The sequence below is a fragment of the Elioraea sp. genome (assembly GCF_022842375.1).
GTDB lineage: Bacteria > Pseudomonadota > Alphaproteobacteria > Acetobacterales > Acetobacteraceae > Elioraea_A.
Genome location: NZ_JALHPR010000007.1, coordinates 1 through 18,600, shown reverse-complemented (window position 1 = coordinate 18,600; position 18,600 = coordinate 1). Strand labels below are relative to the sequence as shown.

Sequence of the window (18,600 nt, the reverse complement as noted above, 5' to 3'; positions counted from 1 at the left end):
GGTCAGCCCAGGTCGAGGCGCATGAACGTGCTGTTCGGATCGGGCCTGTAGTCGCCGAAGGGTGCGCATTCCACGAAGCCGTGCGCGGCGTAGAGGGCACGCGCCGGGGCGAAGTAGTCGAACGAGCCGGTCTCGAGGAACAGACGCTCCATCCCGCGATCGCGTGCTGCGGCGATGACGTGCCGCAACAGCGCCGCCCCCACGCCGCGCCGCCGCGCGGCCTCGGCCGTGTGCATCGACTTCACCTCGCCGTCGGCAGCCGACATCGCCTTCAGCGCGCCGACGCCCGCGAGCGCCTCGCCCTCCCACGCCGACCAGAAGGAGATGGCGGGAACCTTCAGCCCCGAGAGGTCGAGCGCATGCGCGCTGCCCTCGGGCGTGACGGCGCGTGCGCGCGTCAGGTGATGGTGCAGCAGCGCAACCACGCGCGCATCGTCGAGGCCGCCCTCCGCGATGCGCAGCATCAGTTCAGTTTCTTCGGATCATCCGGTGCGCCGGCCTCGCGGGCGGCGAGGTAGTCGTCCGTCGTCATGATGCGCGGGCGGTCGGCCGCGGCGTAGGGGTCGAGCTTGCCGGTCTGCGTCACGGTGATGGCGCGGCAATCGGCGCACATGCGCATGAGGTCGAGGTTGCCGGGCGCGCCCTTGTACATCCAGTGCGTGGAGGAAAGCTTCGCCGCCACGCGCTCGATCGTGCTCTTCGTGCCGAACGGCGTGCTGCAGCGGATGCAGTGGAACGGCTCCTCCTCCTTCACCAGGCGAGGCTCGGCGGCAGCGGGGCCGAGGTTGAGCCGCGGGTCGAGCGTGATCACCTTCTCGGGGCATGTCGCGGTGCAGAGGCCGCACTGCACGCACGCATCCTCGGTGAAGGTGAGCATCGGGCGATCGGGGTTGTCGCGCAGCGCACCGGTCGGGCAGGCGGAGACGCAGGCGAGGCAGAGGGTGCAGCCGGCGGCATCGATCGCAAGGTTGCCGAAGGGGGCCTTGTCCGGAAGCGGAATGATCGTCGCTGGCACCGGTGCTGCCTTGCCGAGCTCGCGCAGCGATGTCGTCATCACGCCGCGCTTGTCGCCCATCGCGAGGAAGCGCCGCGGTTCGGCCACGCCATCGCGCCTGGGCAATGCCGCGAGGGCCGTGGCGAGCGCATCGGGTGCATCGGCCGCGATCACGCCGACGCGCCCCTCGCCGAAGCCAAGCCCGCGCAGCACCGTGTCGGCGAGCGTCAGCGTGCGGTCGAGCGCCTCGGTGTCGTCGCGCGGGCGCGCGCCCATCAGCACCTGGAGTTCCGCAGCACCATGGGCGAAGGCGGCGGCGACCGTCTCGATGCCGAGTGCCGTCACCTCGTTCAGCTGGAACGCCAGCACGCGGGCAGGCAGGCCATCGCCGTGGCGGGCCAGCGCCTCGATCAGCGGCGCGCCATGCTCACCCTCATGGACCAGCACGACGGGCCGCCTGCCGCCCGCATCGGCGTAGGTGAGCAGCAGCGCGCGCAGCCGCCGCAGCAGCGCATCGGATGGTGGGAGAGCGTAGGAGGCGGCACCGGTCGGGCACACCGCGGCGCAGGAGCCGCAGCCCGCGCAGATGTTCGTGTCGATCGCCACATGGTCGCCGGAAGGCGCGATGGCGCCGACGGGGCAGAGGTCGAGGCAGCGCGAACAGCCGGTGCGCTTGTTGCGGGAATGGGCGCAGAGGCTGTCGGTGAAGCTGATGAAGCGCGGCTTGTCGAACTGCCCGACGAGCTCCGACGCCTTGAAGATCGCCCGTGCCACCGCCGCAGGGTCGGCCGGGTCGGCGCGGAGATAGCCTGGCCGCTTCTCGTGCGCGGGGAACAGCGGCACACCACCCGAGAGGTCGAGGATCACGTCGCAGCGGCTCTTCGCCCCATCGCGCCCGGGCCCGAAGGCCAGCGCGGCGCGGGAGGAGGGGGCAGGGGCGGCATAGTCATCCACCGTCAGCGCGAAGGCGCCGAGATGGCCGGTCGCTGCCCGGATCGTTCCTTTCAGCACGGGAAAATCCGTCGCGCGCGTAGGCGCTATGTCGCGTGGCCTCGACAGCAGCACGGTGAGGTTCAGCCGATGCGCGAGGGAACGCGCCGCCTCGATCGCCGTCTCGTCACGGCCATAGATGAGCGTGACCCCTTCCGAGGCGTAGGAGACGATGGCGGTGTCGGGCATCGGCACGGCGGCGGCGGCGATCAGCGCGGCGATCTTGGCCGTGGCCCCCTTGGCCTCGCTGCTCCAGCCGGCCTGCTCGCGGATGTTCACCGTGTCGAGCCTGCCCGTGTGGCCTGCCTCTGCCGCACGCTCGGAGAACAGCGGCGCCTCCTGGGTGCAGGCGACCATCACGTCCGCCTCGCCCAGCGCTGCCGTGAACCGGTCGAGCTCGGCGCGGCAGAGCTGGGTCGCATGCTCGACCACGGCGCCCGGCAGCGCGCGGGCGCAGGCGCGGGTGATGCCCGCCTCGTCGAGCGGCATCGTCCCTTCGCAAGCGCACACGAAGACGCGCCGTCCTGTCTCGCCCGCCATTAGCTTCCCCTCGCCCAGTGCCCGATGAACGGGCCAGCCTGTGAAACGCGCGCAGGGCGGCATATATGACGGCCAGACGACCACCGCCAGCGGGGAGGCCATGCGGGCCGCCGATCTCGACCGACGCCTCGACCTGCCCCCGCTCTTCCGCGGCATCACGCTGCGGGAGGGCGGCGATGCCTTCGCCCATGCCTGCGCCATCGCGCCGGAGGCAGGCGCGGGAACCCTCGTGCTCGCGCGGGGGGGGCTGGTGTTCGATTGTGCCGTGGTGCTCGAGCCAGCCATGCCGCTCGCCCGCGCCCGCATCGCGCTGCATGTCGGGCTGACCGCGCTGGCCGACGCGCTCTCCGTGATCGCCCCGCCGGAACACCCGATCGGCTTCGTCTGGCCCGACATGATGCTGATCGATGGCGCGCGGGTGGGCGGCGCCAGGCTTGCCCATGCCCCGGTGGTGGGCGACCTCCAGGCGCCGGACTGGATCGTGCTGCACGCCATGCTCCGCCTCGCCGAGCCGCCCGGCATCGAGACCGGCGCGTTCCCCGACCGTACCTCGCTCGAACAGCAGGGCTTCGAGGAGGTGGACGGGGCGCGGCTCGCGGAACGCTTCGCGCGGCACCTGATGGCAGGGCTCTATACCTGGCAGGAGGATGGCTTCGCCCCGGTCGCAGAGACCTGGCTTGCGCGGCTGGCCGAGCCAGAGGCAGCCGAGCGCGGCCTCGACCCCTCCGGCGACCTGCTGCTGCGCGACGCGGCCGGCGTGGAATCCCGCCGCCCCCTCGCCCCGGCGCTTGCCTCCCCCACCTGGCTCGACCTGTTCGCATGACGACCAGGATGCTGCGCACGATCAGGCTCGACCCATCCGACACGGTGGTGTTCGCCCATGCGGCCGAGCCCGGGGAGCCTGCCGTGGTCGGCAGCTTCATGTTCTGGGATGGCGACCCTGGCGCGCTCAGCGGCAAGCCTCGGCAGGCCTTCCGGTCCGGTTTCCTCGGCCTCGGCAGCTTCGGCTTCTCGACGCTGGTCACCGTCGGCACCGCGACGGGGGAGGAGCGCGAGGGAGCGGTGGCGGCCCTCGCATCCCGCCTGCGTGCCCAGCACGGCGCGCCGGATGACGCCGCTGCCCTCGCGGCAGCCGAGGACGAGGTCGCCTTCGCCGAGGGGCTGGCCGAGGGACACGAGGCGGGGACGGTGATCGCGCTGACCCGCAGCATCGAGGATGACGGGGTGCGCGAGCGGTTCCGCACGTTGAAGCCCAAGGGCTCGCCACAGGCGCTGCCGGTGATCGGCTTCATCCGCACCGACGAGGAGGAGGGCCCGGTGGAGGATGTCGATCTCGTCGCGCTGATGCGGGATGTGCGGCGATGAGGCCTGATTTCTGGCTCTCCTGCGGTCATCACCTGGTCGACCGTGACGAGGCAGGGGGGCTTCCGGTGTCGGACGCCCTGCTCGCCGCCTGGCTGGCGCGGCCGGAGCTCATGCCGCCGGATGAAGCCTGCGCCGCCGAACGTGCGCTGCACGCGAGCCTTCTCGCCAACCCGCGCCGGGGCGTCGCCGGCATCGAGGTGTCGGGGCTGGCGGACGCCGATGCGCGCGAGAACTGGCAGGCCTGGCTCCGCTTCCGTGACCACCTGCTGGCGCACCCGACGCTTGAGGCGGCCTATGTCGGGCTGTTCCGCGGCGAGGTGCACGGCGTCCCGCCGCTGTTCATCGCACAGCTCGCGCAGCTCATCCTGCGCAACATCGTCGATGCGGTGGAGGACCCGATCCGCGTGCGCGCGGCCGAGCTGTTCTTCCGCCCCCAGCGTGTGTCGACCGAGGGCGGCAACCTGCTGCTGGCCGACGAGGAGACGGTCGAGAGTGCCGCCGGCAACGTGCGGCAGGGCCATGGCGGGCTTGGCGTTCTCGGCCAGATGATCGCCGAGACGGGGGCGGGCCTCAGGTCGGTCGAGCTCGACGTTCTCTCGCCCGAGAACGCGGACGTGTACTGGGAGAGGAGCGACCGGTTCGACACGGTGCTCGACCTCACCTTCGGCCGCGAGGGGCAGGATGCGCTGGCCCGCGTGATCGAGGCGTGGGTGCGCCACCTGCTCGGCATCGCCGTCTCTGTGCAGCCGCTTCAGACGATCCATGACGAGGCCTGGGCGTGGTATGTCGGGCTCGACGCCGAGGCGACCGCGATCTCCACCCGGCTCTGGAACGGCGAGAAGGTCGCGCCCGAGGCGCTCGGGCGGGTGATGGCGCTGTTCCGGCTGGAATTCGAGAACCCGGCCGAGATGCTGCCGCGGGTGGCCGGCAAGCCGGTCTACCTCTCGCTCGCCATGACCGAGGGCAAGACTGTGCGGATGAAGCCGCAGAACCTGCTCGTCGGCCTGCCGCTCAGGCAGGCGAAGGCAGCTTGAGAGACATGGGCTGAGGGAGGGCGCGATGCTGGCAGAGGAGCACCACCCGATCGCCGTCGTGGTCGAGCGCCGCGCCGCGGTCTCGCCATGGGCCGATCATGTGTGGGTCCCGGTTGCCATCCTGCCGGGCGAGACCACCGCCGCCCCCTGGACCGTGCTGCGCGAGGCGGAGGGGCTGACGGCCTTCATCGCCGGGCAGACGCGGGTGAGCTTCTTCTCCTCGGAAACCCCCAACTACAAGGCCAATCTCGAGACCGGAGAACCCGTTCTCTGGGTCGTCCTCCGCGCCACCGACGCAGCGCCCGGGATGGACCTCGTCGCCGTGCTGGCCGATCCCGGCGAGGCGGAGGCGATGACGACGGCGGGCGCCGACGTGATCGAGCCCGTGCCGATGCCGGGGCAGATCCGCGAGGCGCTCGAGGATTTCGTCGCCGCCCACCATGTCGACCGCGGCTTCTTCAAGCGCAAGCGCGACCGGGCCGATCCCGATTCGCTCGGCATCCGCAAGCGGGTCGGACCCGATGGCTGAGGAGGAGAGCGGCCAGGGCTTCCTCTCCCGCTGGTCGCGCCTCAAGCGCGGCGCGGCGGCAGAGCCTGCGCCCGAGACCCCCCCGGCTGTCGTGCACCCGGCCGCGCCACCCGTGCTGCACGCCTTGCCGGAAGCTGGGCCAGAGGCTGGGCCAGAGGCCGGGCCGGAGGCTGGGCGGGACGTCGCGCCGCAGCAGGACCCGGAGATCGACCTGGCCTCCTTGCCGCCGGTCGACGAGATCACGGCGGGCACGGATATCACGGGGTTCCTGCGGAAGGGCGTTCCCGCCGCGCTGCGCAACGCGGCGCTCCGGCGTGCCTGGAGCGCCGACCCGCTGATCAGGGATTTCGTCGGCCCTGCCGATTACGCGTGGGACTGGAACGTTCCCGGCGGCGCGCCTGGCTACATGGCGGAGATCGCGTCCGGGCCGGATGTCGATGCGCTTGCCGACAGGATCCTTGGCCTCGTGAAGCGCGAGACGGCACCCCAGGACGCCGCGCCCCATGCGGAGGGGGAATCGCCGCCCTTGGCGCAGCCTGGCTCCGGACCCGGACCCGGGCCAGTTGCTGCACGGCAGCCCGAGCCCGAGCCCGAGCCCGAGCCTCAGCCTGCGCCCCGGCCCGAGGCTGCCCCGGCGCTGATGTCCGGCGCCCCGGCTCCGCTCGACGCACACGTCACGGTCGCCACGGCGTCGCCGGTGCCGGCGGAACCTGTCCGGCCGCGCCATGGCGGTGCGGTGCCTACCTGAGCGTGCTGGTCGGATATCCGGTGGCGTGACGATCACGCGGGCGATACGAACGCACCCGGATCGTTTCGCCGGTTCACTCAACCTGCCCTGCCATAGCCGATACCTATTGACCGACACGCCCACTCAGCCATAGCGTGTCGCCATGGAGGGAACAGGTCACGCTGGGCGAGAGTCCGGGCTTGAGCAAGCGATCCGCGCCTGCGGCGGGATCACCGAGCTCGCCCGTCGCCTTGGCATTTCCCAGCCCTCCGTCTCCCATTGGCAGCGTATCCCGGCCGAGCGTGTGCTGATGGTCGAGCAGGCCACCGGCGTGTCGCGCAGCCTGCTTCGCCCCGATCTCTATCCGTCCGAGCCATTGCCCGGCGATGCACCGGAGTCCGACGAGCTCGACGCGGTGCGCGCGCAGCACTGGGGCTTGATCGCCAGGCTCCTCGCCCGCCCGCCAGAGGCGGCGCTGCTGCGCCAGCTCGCCACGCTCGCCGGTGACGACACGCCGCTCGGCAGGGCCCGCGCAGCGCTGGCCGAGGCTGCCGCCGCCGCCGATCCGCGCGCGGTGGAGCGTGAGTTCCACGACCTCTTCATCGGCCTCGGGCGCGGCGAACTGCTGCCCTATGCCAGCTACTACCTGACGGGCTTTCTGCATGAGCGCCCGCTCGCCAAGCTCAGGGCGGAGATGGACCGGCTCGGCATTGCCCGCGCCGAGGATGTCTCGGAGCCCGAGGATCACATCGCCACGGTCGCCGAGATCATGGCCGGGCTGCTGCGGGGTTCATTCGGTGATGATCCGGGTGGCGAGGAGGCGCGGCGCTTCCTGGCCCGCCACATCGCCCCCTGGGCACAGAAGTGTTTCTCCGATCTCGAGGCGGCCGAGACTGCGCGGTTCTACCGTGCCGTCGGGCGGCTCGGGTCGGTGTTTGTCGCGATCGAGACCGAGGCGGCCACGCTGGCGGCCTGAGGGGGTACACCCCAAGGGCTGCGGCGAAGGTTTCCCGGTGTTGGAACGAGTTGGGTACGGAGCGAGGGGTTCATGACGAAGAAGACGGCTGATGACGCTGCGGCGCGTGCGCCGGGCGCGCGACGCGGGTTCCTGAAGGTGCTCGGCCTCTCCGCCGGCGCGGCGGCGGCGGCCACACCGCTGATCGCCACGCCGGCCGTCGCGCGCGAGAGCCGCGATGAGGCGCGGAAGGCCCGCTACAAGCCGAACAGCCCAGAGGTGCAGGCATTCTACCGCACCAATCGTTACGAGCATTGAGGGGAGACGCGCGATGCTGATCAAGCGGAGCGAGGGCAAGGCCGCGCGGGCGGGGCTCGCGGCGGCGTTCGCCGGCATGTCGGGTGGCGCGCTCGATCGGCGTGGCTTCCTCAGGAAATCGGGTGTGGTTGCCGGTGGCCTGGGTGCGCTCGGCGCCCTCGGCGCCGGCACGGTGCGGAAGGCCGAAGCCGGCCCCGTGCAGCCAGGCCGGCCGGTCACGGTCAAGAAGAACATCTGCACCCACTGCTCGGTGGGCTGCACGGTGATCGCGGAAGTGCAGAACGGCGTGTGGGTCGGGCAGGAGCCCGCCTATGACAGCCCGATCAACCGCGGCACGCATTGCGCCAAGGGCGCCTCGGTGCGCGAGCTCGTGCACGGCGACCGGCGCGTGAAGTACCCGATGAAGCTGGTCAACGGCCAGTGGACGCGGATCAACTGGGACCAGGCGATCAACGAGATCGGCGACAAGCTGCTGTCGATCCGCCAGCAGTCGGGTCCCGATTCGGTGTTCCTGCTCGGCTCGGCGAAGTTCTCGAACGAGGGTGCATACCTCTATCGCAAGTTCGCCGCGTTCTGGGGCACCAACAACGTCGACCACCAGGCCCGCATCTGCCACTCGACCACGGTGGCGGGCGTTGCCAACACCTGGGGCTACGGCGCGCAGACCAACAGCTACAACGACATCCGCCGCTCCAAGACGATGATCATCATCGGCGGCAACCCGGCCGAGGCGCACCCGGTCTCGCTGCAGCACGTTCTCTCCGGCAAGGAGGTGAACCGCGCGAACATGATCGTCATCGACCCGCGCTTCACCCGCACGGCAGCGCACGCGACCGAGTATGTCCGCCCCCGCCCGGGCACCGACATCCCCCTCTTCTGGGGCCTGGTCTGGCACATCTTCGAGAATGGCTGGGAGGACAAGGAGTTCATCCGCCAGCGCGTCTACGGCATGGACGAGGTGCGGAAGGAAGTCGCGAAGTGGACGCCGGCCGAGGTCGAGAAGGTCACGGGCGTTCCCGGCGCGCAGCTGCGCAAGGTCGCCGAGATGTTCGCGACCCAGAAGCCAGCGACGCTGATCTGGTGCATGGGCCTGACGCAGAAGACGGTGGGCACGGCCAACGTGCGCGCCGCCTGCATCCTGCTTCTGGCCACCGGCAATGTCGGGGCTGACGGCACGGGCGCCAACATCTTCCGCGGCCACTGCAACGTGCAGGGTGCGACCGATTTCGGCCTCGATGTCACGACGCTGCCTGCCTATTACGGGCTCGACGAGGGTGCGTGGCGCCACTGGGGCCGCGTTTGGGATGTCTCGTACGACTATCTGCGCGGCCGCTTCGGCCCCGCGAATGCCGACGATGCAGCCCGCAAGCGCATGATGGAGATGCCCGGCATCACCACCACGCGCTACTTCGATGCGACGGTGCTCGAGCCCGGCTCGGGTGACACCGCGAACCTGATCGCCGGCCAGCCGAACTTCCGCGGCATGGTGGTGTTCGGCCACGGCGGCAACACCGTCACCCGCATGCCGGATGCGGTGGCAGGCCTCGAGAAGCTCGATCTTCTCGTGGTCGCCGATCCGCACCCGACGACCTTCGCGGTGCTCGCCAACCGGCGCGAGAACACCTACATCCTGCCCATCTGCACCCAGTTCGAGTGCGACGGCAGCCGCACCGCGTCCAACCGCTCCGTCCAGTGGGGCGAGAAGGTCGTCGAGCCGATCTTCGAGAGCAAGAACGACTACGAGGTTCTCTACCGCCTCTCCGAGAAGCTCGGTTTCGCGGGCGAGATGTTCAAGAAGATCAAGGTCACCGGCAAGATGCCGGAGGCAGAGAGCATCCTGCGCGAGATCAACAGCGGCGCCTGGTCGACCGGCTATACCGGCCAGAGCCCCGAGCGGCTCAAGGCGCACATGGCGAACCAGGGCGCGTTCGACCTCGTCACGCTCCGCGCCAAGGCAGACGCGCCCGAGAGCGTGAAGGGCGATTTCTACGGCCTGCCCTGGCCGTGCTGGGGCACGCCAGAGATCCGGCACCCGGGCACGCACATCCTCTACAACACCAATGTCCACGTGAAGGATGGCGGCGGAACGTTCCGCGCGCGGTTCGGCGTCGAGCGCAACGGCACGACGCTGCTGGCCGAGGGCAGCTATTCGAAGGGCTCCGAGCTCACCGATGGCTATCCCGAGTTCACCTACGCCGTGCTGAAGCGCCTCGGCTGGGACGCCGACCTGACGGAGGCGGAGCGCGCGACGATCGAGCGCATCGGCGGCGCCAACGCCGACCGCGTGAGCTGGGCGACCGACCTTTCGGGCGGCATCATCCGCGTCTCGCTCGAGCATGGCTGCTCGCCCTTCGGCAACGCCAAGGCGCGCGCCAATGCCTGGAACCTGCCTGACCCGATCCCGGTCCACCGCGAGCCGATCTACAGCCCGCGGCCCGACCTGGTGGCGCAGTACCCGACGCGCGACAACTTCATGGCGCATCGCGTGCGCAACATCGGCAAGACGGTGCAGGACCGCGCGGTCCAGAACAACGTCGCGCGGAACTTCCCGATCGTTCTCACCTCGGGCCGCCTCGTCGAATACGAGGGCGGCGGCGAGGAGACGCGCTCGAACAAGTGGCTGGCCGAGCTGCAGCAGGACATGTTCGTCGAGATCAACACCCAGGACGCGGCCGAGCGGAACATCCGCGACGGGTCGTGGGTGCTCGTGAACGGGCCGGAGATGCGGCAGGGCAAGATGATCCGCGTGAAGGCGCTCGTGACCGACCGTGTCGGCCGCGGCGTGGCCTTCATGCCGTTCCACTTCGCCGGCTGGTTCATGCAGGAGGACCAGCGGAAGAAGTATCCCGCCGGCACCGACCCGATCGTGCTCGGCGAAAGCGTGAACACGGTCACGACCTACGGGTATGACCCGGTGACATCGATGCAGGAAACCAAGTGCACGCTTTGCCAGATCCGGGCGGCGTGAGCGGGTAGCGAGGGGAGAGCACAGACATGGCCCGCATGAAGTTTCTCTGCGACGCGGATCGCTGCATCGAATGCAACGCCTGCGTCACGGCGTGCAAGAACGAGCACGAGGTGCCCTGGGGCATCAACCGCCGGCGCGTCGTCACCATCAGTGACGGCAAGCCTGGCGAACGGTCGATCTCGATGGCGTGCATGCACTGCACCGATGCGCCCTGCGCCGCGGTGTGCCCCGTCGATTGCTTCTACACCACGGCCGATGGCGTGGTGCTGCACTCGAAGGATCTCTGCATCGGCTGCGGCTACTGCTTCTACGCCTGCCCGTTCGGCGCGCCGCAGTATCCGCGGCTGGGCAATTTCGGCAGCCGCGGCAAGATGGACAAGTGCACCTATTGCGCCGGTGGCCCCGAGGCCGACAGCACGATGGCCGAGTACGCCAAGTACGGGTCGAACCGCCTCGCCGAGGGCAAGCTGCCGCTCTGCGCCGAGATGTGCTCGACCAAGTCGCTGCTTGCCGGTGATGGCGACATCATCGCGCAGATCTATGCCGAGCGTGTAACGCGCCGCGGCTACGGTTCCGGCGCCTGGGGCTGGCGCGTCGCCTACAAGGACGTGACGACCGGCTGAACCGGCAGGTAAGCCGGCCCCGGCCCAACTGGCACGATGAGGGAGCGCGGGGTGCTGTCATGAATGGCAGCCCCCGCAGACTCAGGAGCACAGCATGATGCGTTTCATCCAGAAGCTGCGTGGCGCACTCGCCGTGACGCTGCTTGCCGCAGGCCTCGCCCTCGCGGCGGCGCCAGCCCCCGCCCAGGCCCAGGCGCCAGCCTCGCCCGGCGCGCCCGCGCAGGCGTCGGAGCAGATGCTGTTCAACTACCTGCAGGGCAACGTGCAGGGCCGCACCTCGATCCCGGACCCGCGCTCGGCCACGCTGATCCAGCCGCAGGGCCGCGACTTCCAGCATTTCTGGCGCACCACGCTGAAGTGGATCGGCGGCATCGCGGTGGGCGGCATGCTCGTCGTGCTCGTCATCTTCTACGCCACGCGCGGCAAGATCCGCATCGCGGCCGGCCCCTCCGGCCGGACGATCGAGCGCTTCAACGGCATCGAGCGGTTCGCGCACTGGATCACGGCCTCGACCTTCATCATCCTTGGCATCACCGGGCTGAACATCAGCTTCGGGCGCGAACTCCTGTTGCCGATCATGGGACCCGAGGCCTTCACCACCTGGTCGCAGTGGGGCAAGATCGCGCACAACTTCCTCTCGTTCCCCTTCACCCTCGGCGTGCTCCTGATGCTCGTCATCTGGATCAAGGACAACATCCCGTCGGGCGCCGACGTGGCGTGGTTCGCGTCGGGCGGCGGGCTGGTCGGGCATGGCCACCCACCTGCCAAGCGCTTCAATGGCGGACAGAAGGTCATCTTCTGGGCCGTCGTGCTCGGCGGCGGCGCCATCGCGGTGACGGGCTTCATCATGATGTTCCCGTTCCAGTTCGTGACGACGATGGACGGCATGCAGCTCGCCACCCAGCTGCACGGCATCATCTCGCTCGTGCTGATCGCGATCATCCTCGCCCACATCTATATCGGCTCGATCGGGATGGAGGGCGCCTTCGATGCCATGGGCAGCGGCAAGGTCGACCTCAACTGGGCCAAGGAGCACCACAGCCTCTGGGTCGACGAGGTGATGTCGGCCGGCCGCGGCGCCCCGCAGGCACCGCCGGGCGCGCGCAAGGCCGGCGCCGACTGATCCCGCCCGCGGCGGACGAAACGGACGAGGCTGGCGGAACCGCTCCGCCAGCCTCATTCTTTTGCGCATGGTGATCTTCGGCATCGCCGGCTGGTCCGGCTCCGGCAAGACGACTCTCCTGGTCAAGCTGATCCCGGCCCTGGTGGCGCGCGGCTTGCGCGTCTCGACCATCAAGCACGCGCACCACAGCTTCGACCTCGACACGCCCGGCAAGGACAGCCACGCGCACAGGATGGCGGGGGCGACCGAGGTGCTGATCGGCTCTGCCGCACGCTACGCCATCATGCACGAGCTTCGCGGCGCGCCTGAGCCGACGCTGGACGAGCTCATCGCCCGCCTCGCCCCGGTCGATCTCGTGCTGGTCGAGGGGTTCAAGCACGGCGCGCACGCCAAGCTCGAGGTTTGGCGAACGGTCACGGGCAAGCCACCGCTCTGGCCGGATGACCCAGCGGTCGTCGCCGTCGCCTCCGATGGTCCCGTACCCGGCTGCACACGCCCCGTTCTCGCGCTCGACGACTCGGCGGCAATCGCTGCGTTCGTGGCCGGGCGCGCCGGCCTCGCGCCGGGCTGCTGAGGCCCCGGGGTGGCGCAGCTCTCCGACGATTGCTTCGCCTTCGGCGGTGCGCTCATGAGCGTGGACGAGGCGCTGGCGCTGCTGGCCGAACGCCTCGCGCCCGTGGCGGGGACGGAGCGCGTGGCACTTGCCGCCGCATCGGGGCGCATCCTCGCGGCCGACCTGGTCGCTCCCTGCGATGTGCCGCCTTTCGCCAACAGCGCGGTGGATGGCTACGCCCTGCGGCATGCCGACCTGCCGGCGGAGCGAGAGACGACGCTGCCCGTGACCGGCCGCGTGGCCGCGGGCGGCTCGCTCGGCCGCGCCATCGTACCCGGAGAGGCGATCCGCATCTTCACCGGCGCGCCGATGCCCGAGGGCGCCGACACGGTGTTCATGCAGGAGGACGTGGCGCTGGGCGAGGATGGCCGCGTGCGCCTCCCCCCCGGCCTCAAGCGCGGGGCGAACGCGCGCGCGGCGGGCGAGGACGTGGCGCGCGGCAGCACCATCCTCCAGGCAGGCCAGCGGCTGAGACCCCAGGATGTCGGGCTCGCCGCCTCGGTCGGGCTCACGGCGCTCGATGTCCGCTCACCGCTGCGCGTCGCGCTGTTCTCCACCGGCGACGAGATCGCCGAGCCGGGCAGCGCGCTCGCCCCCGGCATGCTCTATGACAGCAACCGCTTCACCCTTGGCGCGCTGCTCGGCGCGCTGGGCTGCCACGTCACCGATCTCGGCATCCTGCCAGACCGGCGCGAGGCGGTATCAGCCGCGCTCGCCGCTGCTGCGCCCGGCCATGACCTGATCCTCACCTCGGGCGGCGTCTCGACCGGGGAGGAGGATCATGTGAAGGCAGCGGTGGAGGGCGCGGGGTCGCTGTTCTTCTGGCGGCTCGCCATCAAGCCGGGGCGGCCTGTGGCGATGGGCCAGGTGGGTGGCACGGCCTTCGTCGGGCTTCCCGGCAACCCCGTGGCGGTGATGGTGACGTTCGCCCACATCGTCCGCCCGCTCGTGTTGCACCTGGCCGGGGCCCGCGCCGTTTCGCTGCCACGTTTCGCGGTGCGGGCGGCGTTCAGCTATCGCAAGAAGGCAGGTCGGCGGGAATACGTGCGCGTGTCGCTCGCGCGCGGCGATGACGGCATGACCGAGGCGAGGAAATTCCCGCGCGAGGGCGCCGGCATCCTCTCATCGCTGGTCGGCAGTGATGGACTGGTGGAACTGCCGGAACAGGTTCTCGCCATCGCGCCGGGCGACAGCGTGTCCTATCTCCCGTTCAGCGGATTTGCCTGATCAGAGCCTGACGCCGGTCGTGGAGAAGGCCTGCTCGACATATTGCTGGAAGTTCTCGCTGAGCACGTAGCTGCCGGCGACGGCGAGGCCGACGGCAAGCACCGCGGCGATCACGAAGGCCTTCATGGTTGCACCCCTGGTGGCGGCGTTCCTGCGCCAATCGATGCGCCATTCCGCACTGTTTATCAAGTCTCTACAGGCCCGGATGCGCGGCCAGCAGCGCTTCGGCCTCGGTGAGTTCCCCTTGCGTGTTGGCGTTGAAGAACGGATCGGCCGGCACGACCGGCCAGTCGGCGTGGGCGATGCCGTGGCGGGCTGTCCATCGGTCGATCTTGTGGATGTGCTCGACCGTCAGCGCGTGGCGAAGATCATCCCGCAGCGCCACGGCCCAGAGGCCGATGACGGGATGCGCCTGGCCGGCGGAGCGGGCGCAGGCGAGCGGCGTGCCGGCAGCCTCGCGCGCGCGGTGCAGCCCCGCGACAAGGTTTCGCGGCAGGAACGGGCTGTCCGTCGCCACGCTCACCACCCAGGCGAGGTGCGGGCGGTGCGCCGCGGCCCAGTCGAGGGCGGAGAGGATGCCGGCAAGCGGCCCGGCGAAACCGGGAACGTCATCGGCGATGACCCTCAGCCCCGTGTCGGCGAAGCGGGCAGGGTCGCCGTTGGCGTTCAGGATCAGCCCGTCGCACTGGTTGGCGAGCCGCATGATGACACGGGCCAGGATGGTCTGCCCGCCGACCGCGCGCAGGCCCTTGTCGCCGCCGCCCATCCGCCGCGCGAGGCCTCCGGCAAGCAGCACGCCCAAGGTGGCCGGAATCGGCATGGCAATCGGCTCACTCATCCCGATCGGACCCCTTGCGGCGATGCGAGGCACGCTCCTCCTCCACCATCGCAGGGTCGAGGTCGAACACGATGCGCTCCTGCCCGGCGAGTGCCACGAACCGCTTCCCACGCGCGCGGCCGATCAGCGTCAGCCCCGCCTGGCGGGCGAGTGCCACGCCCCAGGCCGTGAAGCCCGAGCGCGAGACGAGGATGGGAATGCCCATCTGCACCGTCTTGATCACCATCTCGGAGGTCAGCCGCCCGGTGGTGTAGAAGATCTTGCCCGCAGGATCGATGCCGTGCCGGAACATGTAGCCGGCGATCTTGTCCACCGCGTTGTGGCGGCCGACATCCTCCATGTAGATCAGCGGGCGGTCCTGCTCGCACAGCACGCAGCCATGGATCGCGCCGGCCTCGAGGTAGAGCGAGGGCATGGTGTTGATCGCGTGCGTGAGGCGATAGAGCCACGACGTGCGCAGCTCGGCAGCCGGCAACGTGACGCTCTCGAAACGCTCCATCAGGTCGCCGAAGGCCGTCCCCTGCGCGCAGCCGGAGGTGAGCGTCTTCTTGCGCAGCTTCTCCTCATAGTCGGTGCCGCGCTCGGTGCGCACCACGACGGTCTCGATCTCCTCGTCGTAGTCGACCGCGGTCACGGCATCGTCGCGCCGCAGCATGTTCTGGTTCAGCAGGTAGCCGAGCGCGAGATACTCGGGATAGTCGCCGATCGTCATCATCGTGACGATCTCCTGCCCGTTCAGGTACAGCGTCAGCGGCCGTTCGACCGTGACGGAGGTCTCGATCGCGGCACCCGTCTGGTCGATGCCGGCGACACGCTCCGTCAGCCGCGGATCATCCGGCGCGGGGCGGACCAGCATCGCCCCTGGTTCGGTCATGTTTGTCATGTGTCCGACCATGGGCGCAGGCGTGCCGCCGTTCAAGCGCGGCCCTTCCCGCCCGGGGCGCAAGGCCCTACCGTCGCGCCATTGCATGCGGGGGGAGGGGGTAGTGCCGACGCTGAGGGTCGCGACCTGGAACATCGAGTGGATGGCCGGCCTCTTCAACGGCCGCTGGAAGGACTGGGACGGCACGATTCCGGATCGCTTCGCCGGCCGCAGCCTCGGCGGCATCCGCCTTGACGCGATCGATGACGTGCCAGCCCTCTGCGCCCGCATCGCCGGCGTGATCCGCCGCCTCCGCCCCGATGTCCTCGCGGTGCAGGAAGGCCCGCCGCTGCCGGCACAGCTCGAGCATTTCGTCGCCCGCTTCCTCGATGACGACTATGTCGTCGTCGGCGCCAACGCAACCTGGCAATCGGCCTATATCCTTGTCCGCCGCGCGCTTGCCGGCGGGCTCGCGAAGGTGCCGGCGGAAGCACCCGGCATGGCGGCGTTGACGGGCAGCTTCTTCTTCTACCCCTGGCAGGGCTTCCGCGTCGCCGACAGGCGCCGTCACCGCTTCGCGCGCCAGCCCGTGTGCGCCGATCTCACGCTGCCGAACGGCAAGCGCATCGCCTTCGTCAACGTCCACCTCAAGTCGAAATTCTCCAAGCTCAAGACGCTCGCGCAATGGGAGAACCGCGATCCCGAGGCGATGCTCGATGCGCTCGACGTGCGCCAGAAGGTCTCGGCCGAGGTCGCTGCCCTTCGCCGCTACGTCTCGCTCCGCCTCCTGATGTCGGATGTGCCGGACGGCGTCGTGATTCTTGGCGACTTCAACGACGGGCCGTTCGGCGAGCTGTTCGAGGCGGAGTTCCTGCTGCACAACATCCTCGACGAGATGGTCGGCTCCTTCCTCGAGCCCGACCTGCTGCTGCGCCACGCGATGAAGCCCGAGGTGCTGCGGGCCGCCTCCTCCGTCACCTTCAACGATCCCTTGCAGGGCGGGGCGGAGGTGAAGGAGCTGATCGATCACATCATCGTCTCGCCGCGCATGATGGTTGCGCGCAACGCCGTTCGCCTGCACCAGGCCTCGTGCAAGGTCGAGGACAAGGCGTGGAGCGCCTTCACCGAGGGTGAGGGCAAGGGCGCGCGTGGCCTTCGCCCGTCAGACCATATCCCCGTCTCCGCAACGTTCGGCTACTGAAAGGATTTCCCCGCATGCCAGGTCGCCTCGCAGGCAAGGTCGTTCTCGTCACCGGTGCGTCGAGCGGCATCGGCCGCGCCATCGCACGCCGCTTCGCCGCCGAAGGGGCCACGATCGCGATCGCCGACATGACCGAGGCGGTGCGCGAGGGCGGCGAGCCGACGCACGAGATCCTCATGCGCGAGGGACACACGGTGGCCTTCCTGCGCACCGACGTGTCCGACGAGGCCTCAGCCGAAGGGGCCGTGATCGAGACGGTCGCGCGCTTCGGCAGGCTGGACGTGCTGGTGAACAACGCCGTGTTCAACGTCGGCGGCACGCTGACGGACACGACGCTCGAGACCTGGAACCGCACCATGGCGGTGAACCTGACGGGCGTGTTCCTGATGAGCCGTGCGGCGGTGAACGTCATGCTCGGCCAGGCGCCGAACGATGAGGGCGTGCGCGGGCGGATCGTGAACATCTCCTCCCAGCACGGCATGGTGGCGAGCCCTGAGAACATCGCCTACGGCGTGTCGAAGGCGGGTACCGTCTACATCACGCGGCAGATCGCGGTGGACTATGCGAAGGAGGGCATCGTCTGCAACGCGGTGGCACCCGGCAAGATCATGACGGGCAAGACGGGGCGCGCGATCGAGCCGCGCTGGATCGACTACAGCCATGCGCGCACGCCCTGGCCCCGCCTCGGCCGACCGGAGGATGTCGCCTCCGCCGCGCTGTTCCTCGCGTCCGACGAGGCGACGTTCATCACCGGCGAGAACCTGCTCGTCGATGGCGGCTGGATGGCCTATTGAGCGCGCGAGCGATTAGCGCTGAGTGCGGACCTCGAGCGAAATCTGCGCGAGATGGTGAGTTGCATCTTGGTAAGGGCGGAGTTCCGATTGGAGGGATGGTCAGGGGCTGTCCGATACAAGCCGGTTTGCCCAAGCCTTTGCTGCGGCTGAGCCGTAGAGTGTCTCGCCCATTGCAGGGTCGCTCAATGCGCGGACGGCGCTCAACCTAATCCGACGAGGCTTATTGCCCCACGGCTCCCACCGGCCATACAGCTGGAGCGGGCCTGACTTTCCGCCGATGATCGCTTGGACATGTAGCAGTCCCGGCTGTGCTTCCTCGCCGTGGCTCAGAAGCACGCTGCGTCGAATAAAGAAGCGAAGGACGTGATGCGAGGGCGCGAGATCCGGGTCAGGGAGGGGCTGCCACGGTCCAGCAACTAAGTCGGCCGGTTGTGCCGCCACGGGTTCCGACGTTGTTTTGGGGATCCGCGCTTCAGCAGTTATGGATTGCGCCCAGGTGACGATCGCTTTGCCTTCCTCAATCACCTCTCCGGTCTCGTGGTCGGTGAGTTCAAGGATTCGATCTAGCCTAAAGTGCCGGAGTGCTCGGCGCATGTGGCAGACGCCAGCGACGTATTCTGGAGCGTTTGGATTGTCTCCGAGTATGCGGCGCACGGTCACGTGGCGCTCGGTTTCATTTCCAGCAGCATCCTCGTAAACGAGCGCAATTGAGCGATTCAGTCCTGACGCGAGCGGTTGTGGTAGACTTCGTGTGATTGGTGCTGCTGATGGCAACGCCCTTGTGGAGCGGCCCCCAATTCGACCGGACAGGTGGCGCAACCGTGAGGACCTAGGTGGAAGCCTAGGCGTGCGCCTATGTCGAACCCCATCGAGCGCGTCGAAATCATCACCGGCCGCGA

The 18,600-nt window shown here is 69.4% G+C and carries 20 protein-coding genes; 14 read left to right on the top strand and 6 right to left on the bottom strand.

The window, feature by feature from the left end:
• Positions 1 to 2 precede the first annotated feature (2 nt).
• Positions 3 to 464: a GNAT family N-acetyltransferase gene (locus tag Q0C38_RS08340; RefSeq protein WP_291296616.1), complete on the bottom strand. Its 462-nt coding sequence runs from the start codon at positions 462 to 464 to the stop codon at positions 3 to 5.
• On the bottom strand, positions 464 to 2,473 hold the full coding sequence (locus Q0C38_RS08335) for a 4Fe-4S binding protein (protein WP_291296615.1): 2,010 nt from the start codon (positions 2,471 to 2,473) through the stop codon (positions 464 to 466). The genes Q0C38_RS08340 and Q0C38_RS08335 overlap by 1 nt, the downstream gene beginning before the upstream one ends.
• A gap of 151 nt (positions 2,474 to 2,624) precedes the next feature.
• Between Q0C38_RS08335 and Q0C38_RS08330 the strand changes: the two genes are divergently transcribed.
• The 12 genes from Q0C38_RS08330 (at position 2,625) to glp (ending at position 14,006) form a co-directional block, all read left to right on the top strand.
• Positions 2,625 to 3,347 carry a biotin/lipoate--protein ligase family protein gene (locus Q0C38_RS08330; protein WP_291296614.1) on the top strand — a complete coding sequence of 241 codons (723 nt, stop codon included), beginning with the start codon at positions 2,625 to 2,627 and terminating at the stop codon, positions 3,345 to 3,347.
• Entirely contained in the window at positions 3,344 to 3,889 is a 546-nt protein-coding gene (locus tag Q0C38_RS08325; RefSeq protein ID WP_291296613.1) for a DUF6505 family protein, read from the top strand. The genes Q0C38_RS08330 and Q0C38_RS08325 overlap by 4 nt, the downstream gene beginning before the upstream one ends.
• A complete protein-coding gene (locus Q0C38_RS08320) occupies positions 3,886 to 4,923 on the top strand; it encodes a DUF6352 family protein (RefSeq protein WP_291296612.1) in 1,038 nt (345 codons plus the stop codon). The genes Q0C38_RS08325 and Q0C38_RS08320 overlap by 4 nt, the downstream gene beginning before the upstream one ends.
• A gap of 25 nt (positions 4,924 to 4,948) precedes the next feature.
• Entirely contained in the window at positions 4,949 to 5,452 is a 504-nt protein-coding gene (locus tag Q0C38_RS08315; protein WP_291296611.1) for a DUF3305 domain-containing protein, read from the top strand.
• Positions 5,445 to 6,200: a DUF3306 domain-containing protein gene (locus Q0C38_RS08310; RefSeq protein WP_291296610.1), complete on the top strand. Its 756-nt coding sequence runs from the start codon at positions 5,445 to 5,447 to the stop codon at positions 6,198 to 6,200. Before Q0C38_RS08315 ends, Q0C38_RS08310 begins: the two co-directional genes overlap by 8 nt.
• Positions 6,201 to 6,342: 142 nt before the next feature.
• The gene (locus tag Q0C38_RS08300) at positions 6,343 to 7,155 is read left to right on the top strand and encodes a Cro/CI family transcriptional regulator (RefSeq protein ID WP_366937249.1); all 813 of its coding nucleotides are present in this window, start codon (positions 6,343 to 6,345) and stop codon (positions 7,153 to 7,155) included.
• Between the two features lie 72 nt (positions 7,156 to 7,227).
• Positions 7,228 to 7,452, top strand: coding sequence for a hypothetical protein (locus Q0C38_RS08295; protein ID WP_291296609.1), 225 nt, complete (start codon positions 7,228 to 7,230; stop codon positions 7,450 to 7,452).
• A gap of 13 nt (positions 7,453 to 7,465) precedes the next feature.
• A complete protein-coding gene (locus Q0C38_RS08290; protein WP_291296608.1) occupies positions 7,466 to 10,420 on the top strand; it encodes a formate dehydrogenase subunit alpha in 2,955 nt (984 codons plus the stop codon).
• A 26-nt stretch (positions 10,421 to 10,446) separates the two neighbouring features.
• The gene (gene fdh3B, locus Q0C38_RS08285) at positions 10,447 to 11,043 is read left to right on the top strand and encodes a formate dehydrogenase FDH3 subunit beta (RefSeq protein ID WP_291296607.1); all 597 of its coding nucleotides are present in this window, start codon (positions 10,447 to 10,449) and stop codon (positions 11,041 to 11,043) included.
• 94 nt (positions 11,044 to 11,137) lie between these two features.
• The gene (locus Q0C38_RS08280; RefSeq protein ID WP_291296606.1) at positions 11,138 to 12,166 is read left to right on the top strand and encodes a formate dehydrogenase subunit gamma; all 1,029 of its coding nucleotides are present in this window, start codon (positions 11,138 to 11,140) and stop codon (positions 12,164 to 12,166) included.
• A 67-nt stretch (positions 12,167 to 12,233) separates the two neighbouring features.
• Complete coding sequence (gene mobB, locus Q0C38_RS08275; RefSeq protein WP_291296605.1) at positions 12,234 to 12,740, top strand: molybdopterin-guanine dinucleotide biosynthesis protein B; 507 nt, start codon at positions 12,234 to 12,236, stop codon at positions 12,738 to 12,740.
• A gap of 9 nt (positions 12,741 to 12,749) precedes the next feature.
• Complete coding sequence (glp, locus tag Q0C38_RS08270; protein WP_291296604.1) at positions 12,750 to 14,006, top strand: gephyrin-like molybdotransferase Glp; 1,257 nt, start codon at positions 12,750 to 12,752, stop codon at positions 14,004 to 14,006.
• Here glp and Q0C38_RS08265 read toward each other — a convergent pair whose 3' ends face one another.
• The 3 genes from Q0C38_RS08265 to Q0C38_RS08255 all read right to left on the bottom strand — a co-directional run bounded on the left by Q0C38_RS08265 (position 14,007) and on the right by Q0C38_RS08255 (position 15,727).
• Positions 14,007 to 14,132 (bottom strand): hypothetical protein, encoded by a 126-nt coding sequence (locus tag Q0C38_RS08265; protein WP_291296603.1) that lies wholly within the window; start codon positions 14,130 to 14,132, stop codon positions 14,007 to 14,009.
• Positions 14,133 to 14,199: 67 nt separating this feature from the next.
• Positions 14,200 to 14,826, bottom strand: a complete 627-nt coding sequence (gene mobA, locus Q0C38_RS08260) for a molybdenum cofactor guanylyltransferase MobA (protein WP_291296602.1) — start codon at positions 14,824 to 14,826, stop codon at positions 14,200 to 14,202.
• A gap of 10 nt (positions 14,827 to 14,836) precedes the next feature.
• Entirely contained in the window at positions 14,837 to 15,727 is an 891-nt protein-coding gene (locus Q0C38_RS08255; protein ID WP_291296601.1) for a formate dehydrogenase accessory sulfurtransferase FdhD, read from the bottom strand.
• A 103-nt stretch (positions 15,728 to 15,830) separates the two neighbouring features.
• Between Q0C38_RS08255 and Q0C38_RS08250 the strand changes: the two genes are divergently transcribed.
• Both Q0C38_RS08250 and Q0C38_RS08245 read left to right on the top strand, forming a co-directional pair.
• Positions 15,831 to 16,907, top strand: coding sequence for an endonuclease/exonuclease/phosphatase family protein (locus Q0C38_RS08250; RefSeq protein WP_291296600.1), 1,077 nt, complete (start codon positions 15,831 to 15,833; stop codon positions 16,905 to 16,907).
• Between the two features lie 14 nt (positions 16,908 to 16,921).
• The gene (locus tag Q0C38_RS08245; RefSeq protein ID WP_291296599.1) at positions 16,922 to 17,701 is read left to right on the top strand and encodes an SDR family NAD(P)-dependent oxidoreductase; all 780 of its coding nucleotides are present in this window, start codon (positions 16,922 to 16,924) and stop codon (positions 17,699 to 17,701) included.
• 99 nt (positions 17,702 to 17,800) lie between these two features.
• Here the strand turns inward: Q0C38_RS08245 and Q0C38_RS23250 are convergent, their stop codons facing one another.
• Positions 17,801 to 18,475 (bottom strand): WYL domain-containing protein, encoded by a 675-nt coding sequence (locus Q0C38_RS23250; protein WP_366937254.1) that lies wholly within the window; start codon positions 18,473 to 18,475, stop codon positions 17,801 to 17,803.
• Positions 18,476 to 18,600: the final 125 nt, after the last annotated feature.

What these genes read in the sequence shown, in the direction of transcription:
- Q0C38_RS08295 (WP_291296609.1), top strand. Translation starts at nt 7,228, where the DNA reads ATGACGAAGAAGACGGCTGATGACGCTGCGGCGCGTGCGCCGGGCGCG.
- mobA (WP_291296602.1), bottom strand. Translation starts at nt 14,826, where the DNA reads ATGCCGATTCCGGCCACCTTGGGCGTGCTGCTTGCCGGAGGCCTCGCG.
- fdh3B (WP_291296607.1), top strand. Translation starts at nt 10,447, where the DNA reads ATGGCCCGCATGAAGTTTCTCTGCGACGCGGATCGCTGCATCGAATGC.
- Q0C38_RS08280 (WP_291296606.1), top strand. Translation starts at nt 11,138, where the DNA reads ATGATGCGTTTCATCCAGAAGCTGCGTGGCGCACTCGCCGTGACGCTG.
- Q0C38_RS08315 (WP_291296611.1), top strand. Translation starts at nt 4,949, where the DNA reads ATGCTGGCAGAGGAGCACCACCCGATCGCCGTCGTGGTCGAGCGCCGC.
- Q0C38_RS08300 (WP_366937249.1), top strand. Translation starts at nt 6,343, where the DNA reads ATGGAGGGAACAGGTCACGCTGGGCGAGAGTCCGGGCTTGAGCAAGCG.
- Q0C38_RS08310 (WP_291296610.1), top strand. Translation starts at nt 5,445, where the DNA reads ATGGCTGAGGAGGAGAGCGGCCAGGGCTTCCTCTCCCGCTGGTCGCGC.
- Q0C38_RS08320 (WP_291296612.1), top strand. Translation starts at nt 3,886, where the DNA reads ATGAGGCCTGATTTCTGGCTCTCCTGCGGTCATCACCTGGTCGACCGT.
- mobB (WP_291296605.1), top strand. Translation starts at nt 12,234, where the DNA reads ATGGTGATCTTCGGCATCGCCGGCTGGTCCGGCTCCGGCAAGACGACT.
- Q0C38_RS08330 (WP_291296614.1), top strand. Translation starts at nt 2,625, where the DNA reads ATGCGGGCCGCCGATCTCGACCGACGCCTCGACCTGCCCCCGCTCTTC.
- Q0C38_RS08265 (WP_291296603.1), bottom strand. Translation starts at nt 14,132, where the DNA reads ATGAAGGCCTTCGTGATCGCCGCGGTGCTTGCCGTCGGCCTCGCCGTC.
- Q0C38_RS08325 (WP_291296613.1), top strand. Translation starts at nt 3,344, where the DNA reads ATGACGACCAGGATGCTGCGCACGATCAGGCTCGACCCATCCGACACG.
- Q0C38_RS08290 (WP_291296608.1), top strand. Translation starts at nt 7,466, where the DNA reads ATGCTGATCAAGCGGAGCGAGGGCAAGGCCGCGCGGGCGGGGCTCGCG.
- Q0C38_RS08255 (WP_291296601.1), bottom strand. Translation starts at nt 15,727, where the DNA reads ATGACAAACATGACCGAACCAGGGGCGATGCTGGTCCGCCCCGCGCCG.
- Q0C38_RS08335 (WP_291296615.1), bottom strand. Translation starts at nt 2,473, where the DNA reads ATGCCGCTCGACGAGGCGGGCATCACCCGCGCCTGCGCCCGCGCGCTG.
- Q0C38_RS08340 (WP_291296616.1), bottom strand. Translation starts at nt 464, where the DNA reads ATGCTGCGCATCGCGGAGGGCGGCCTCGACGATGCGCGCGTGGTTGCG.
- Q0C38_RS08245 (WP_291296599.1), top strand. Translation starts at nt 16,922, where the DNA reads ATGCCAGGTCGCCTCGCAGGCAAGGTCGTTCTCGTCACCGGTGCGTCG.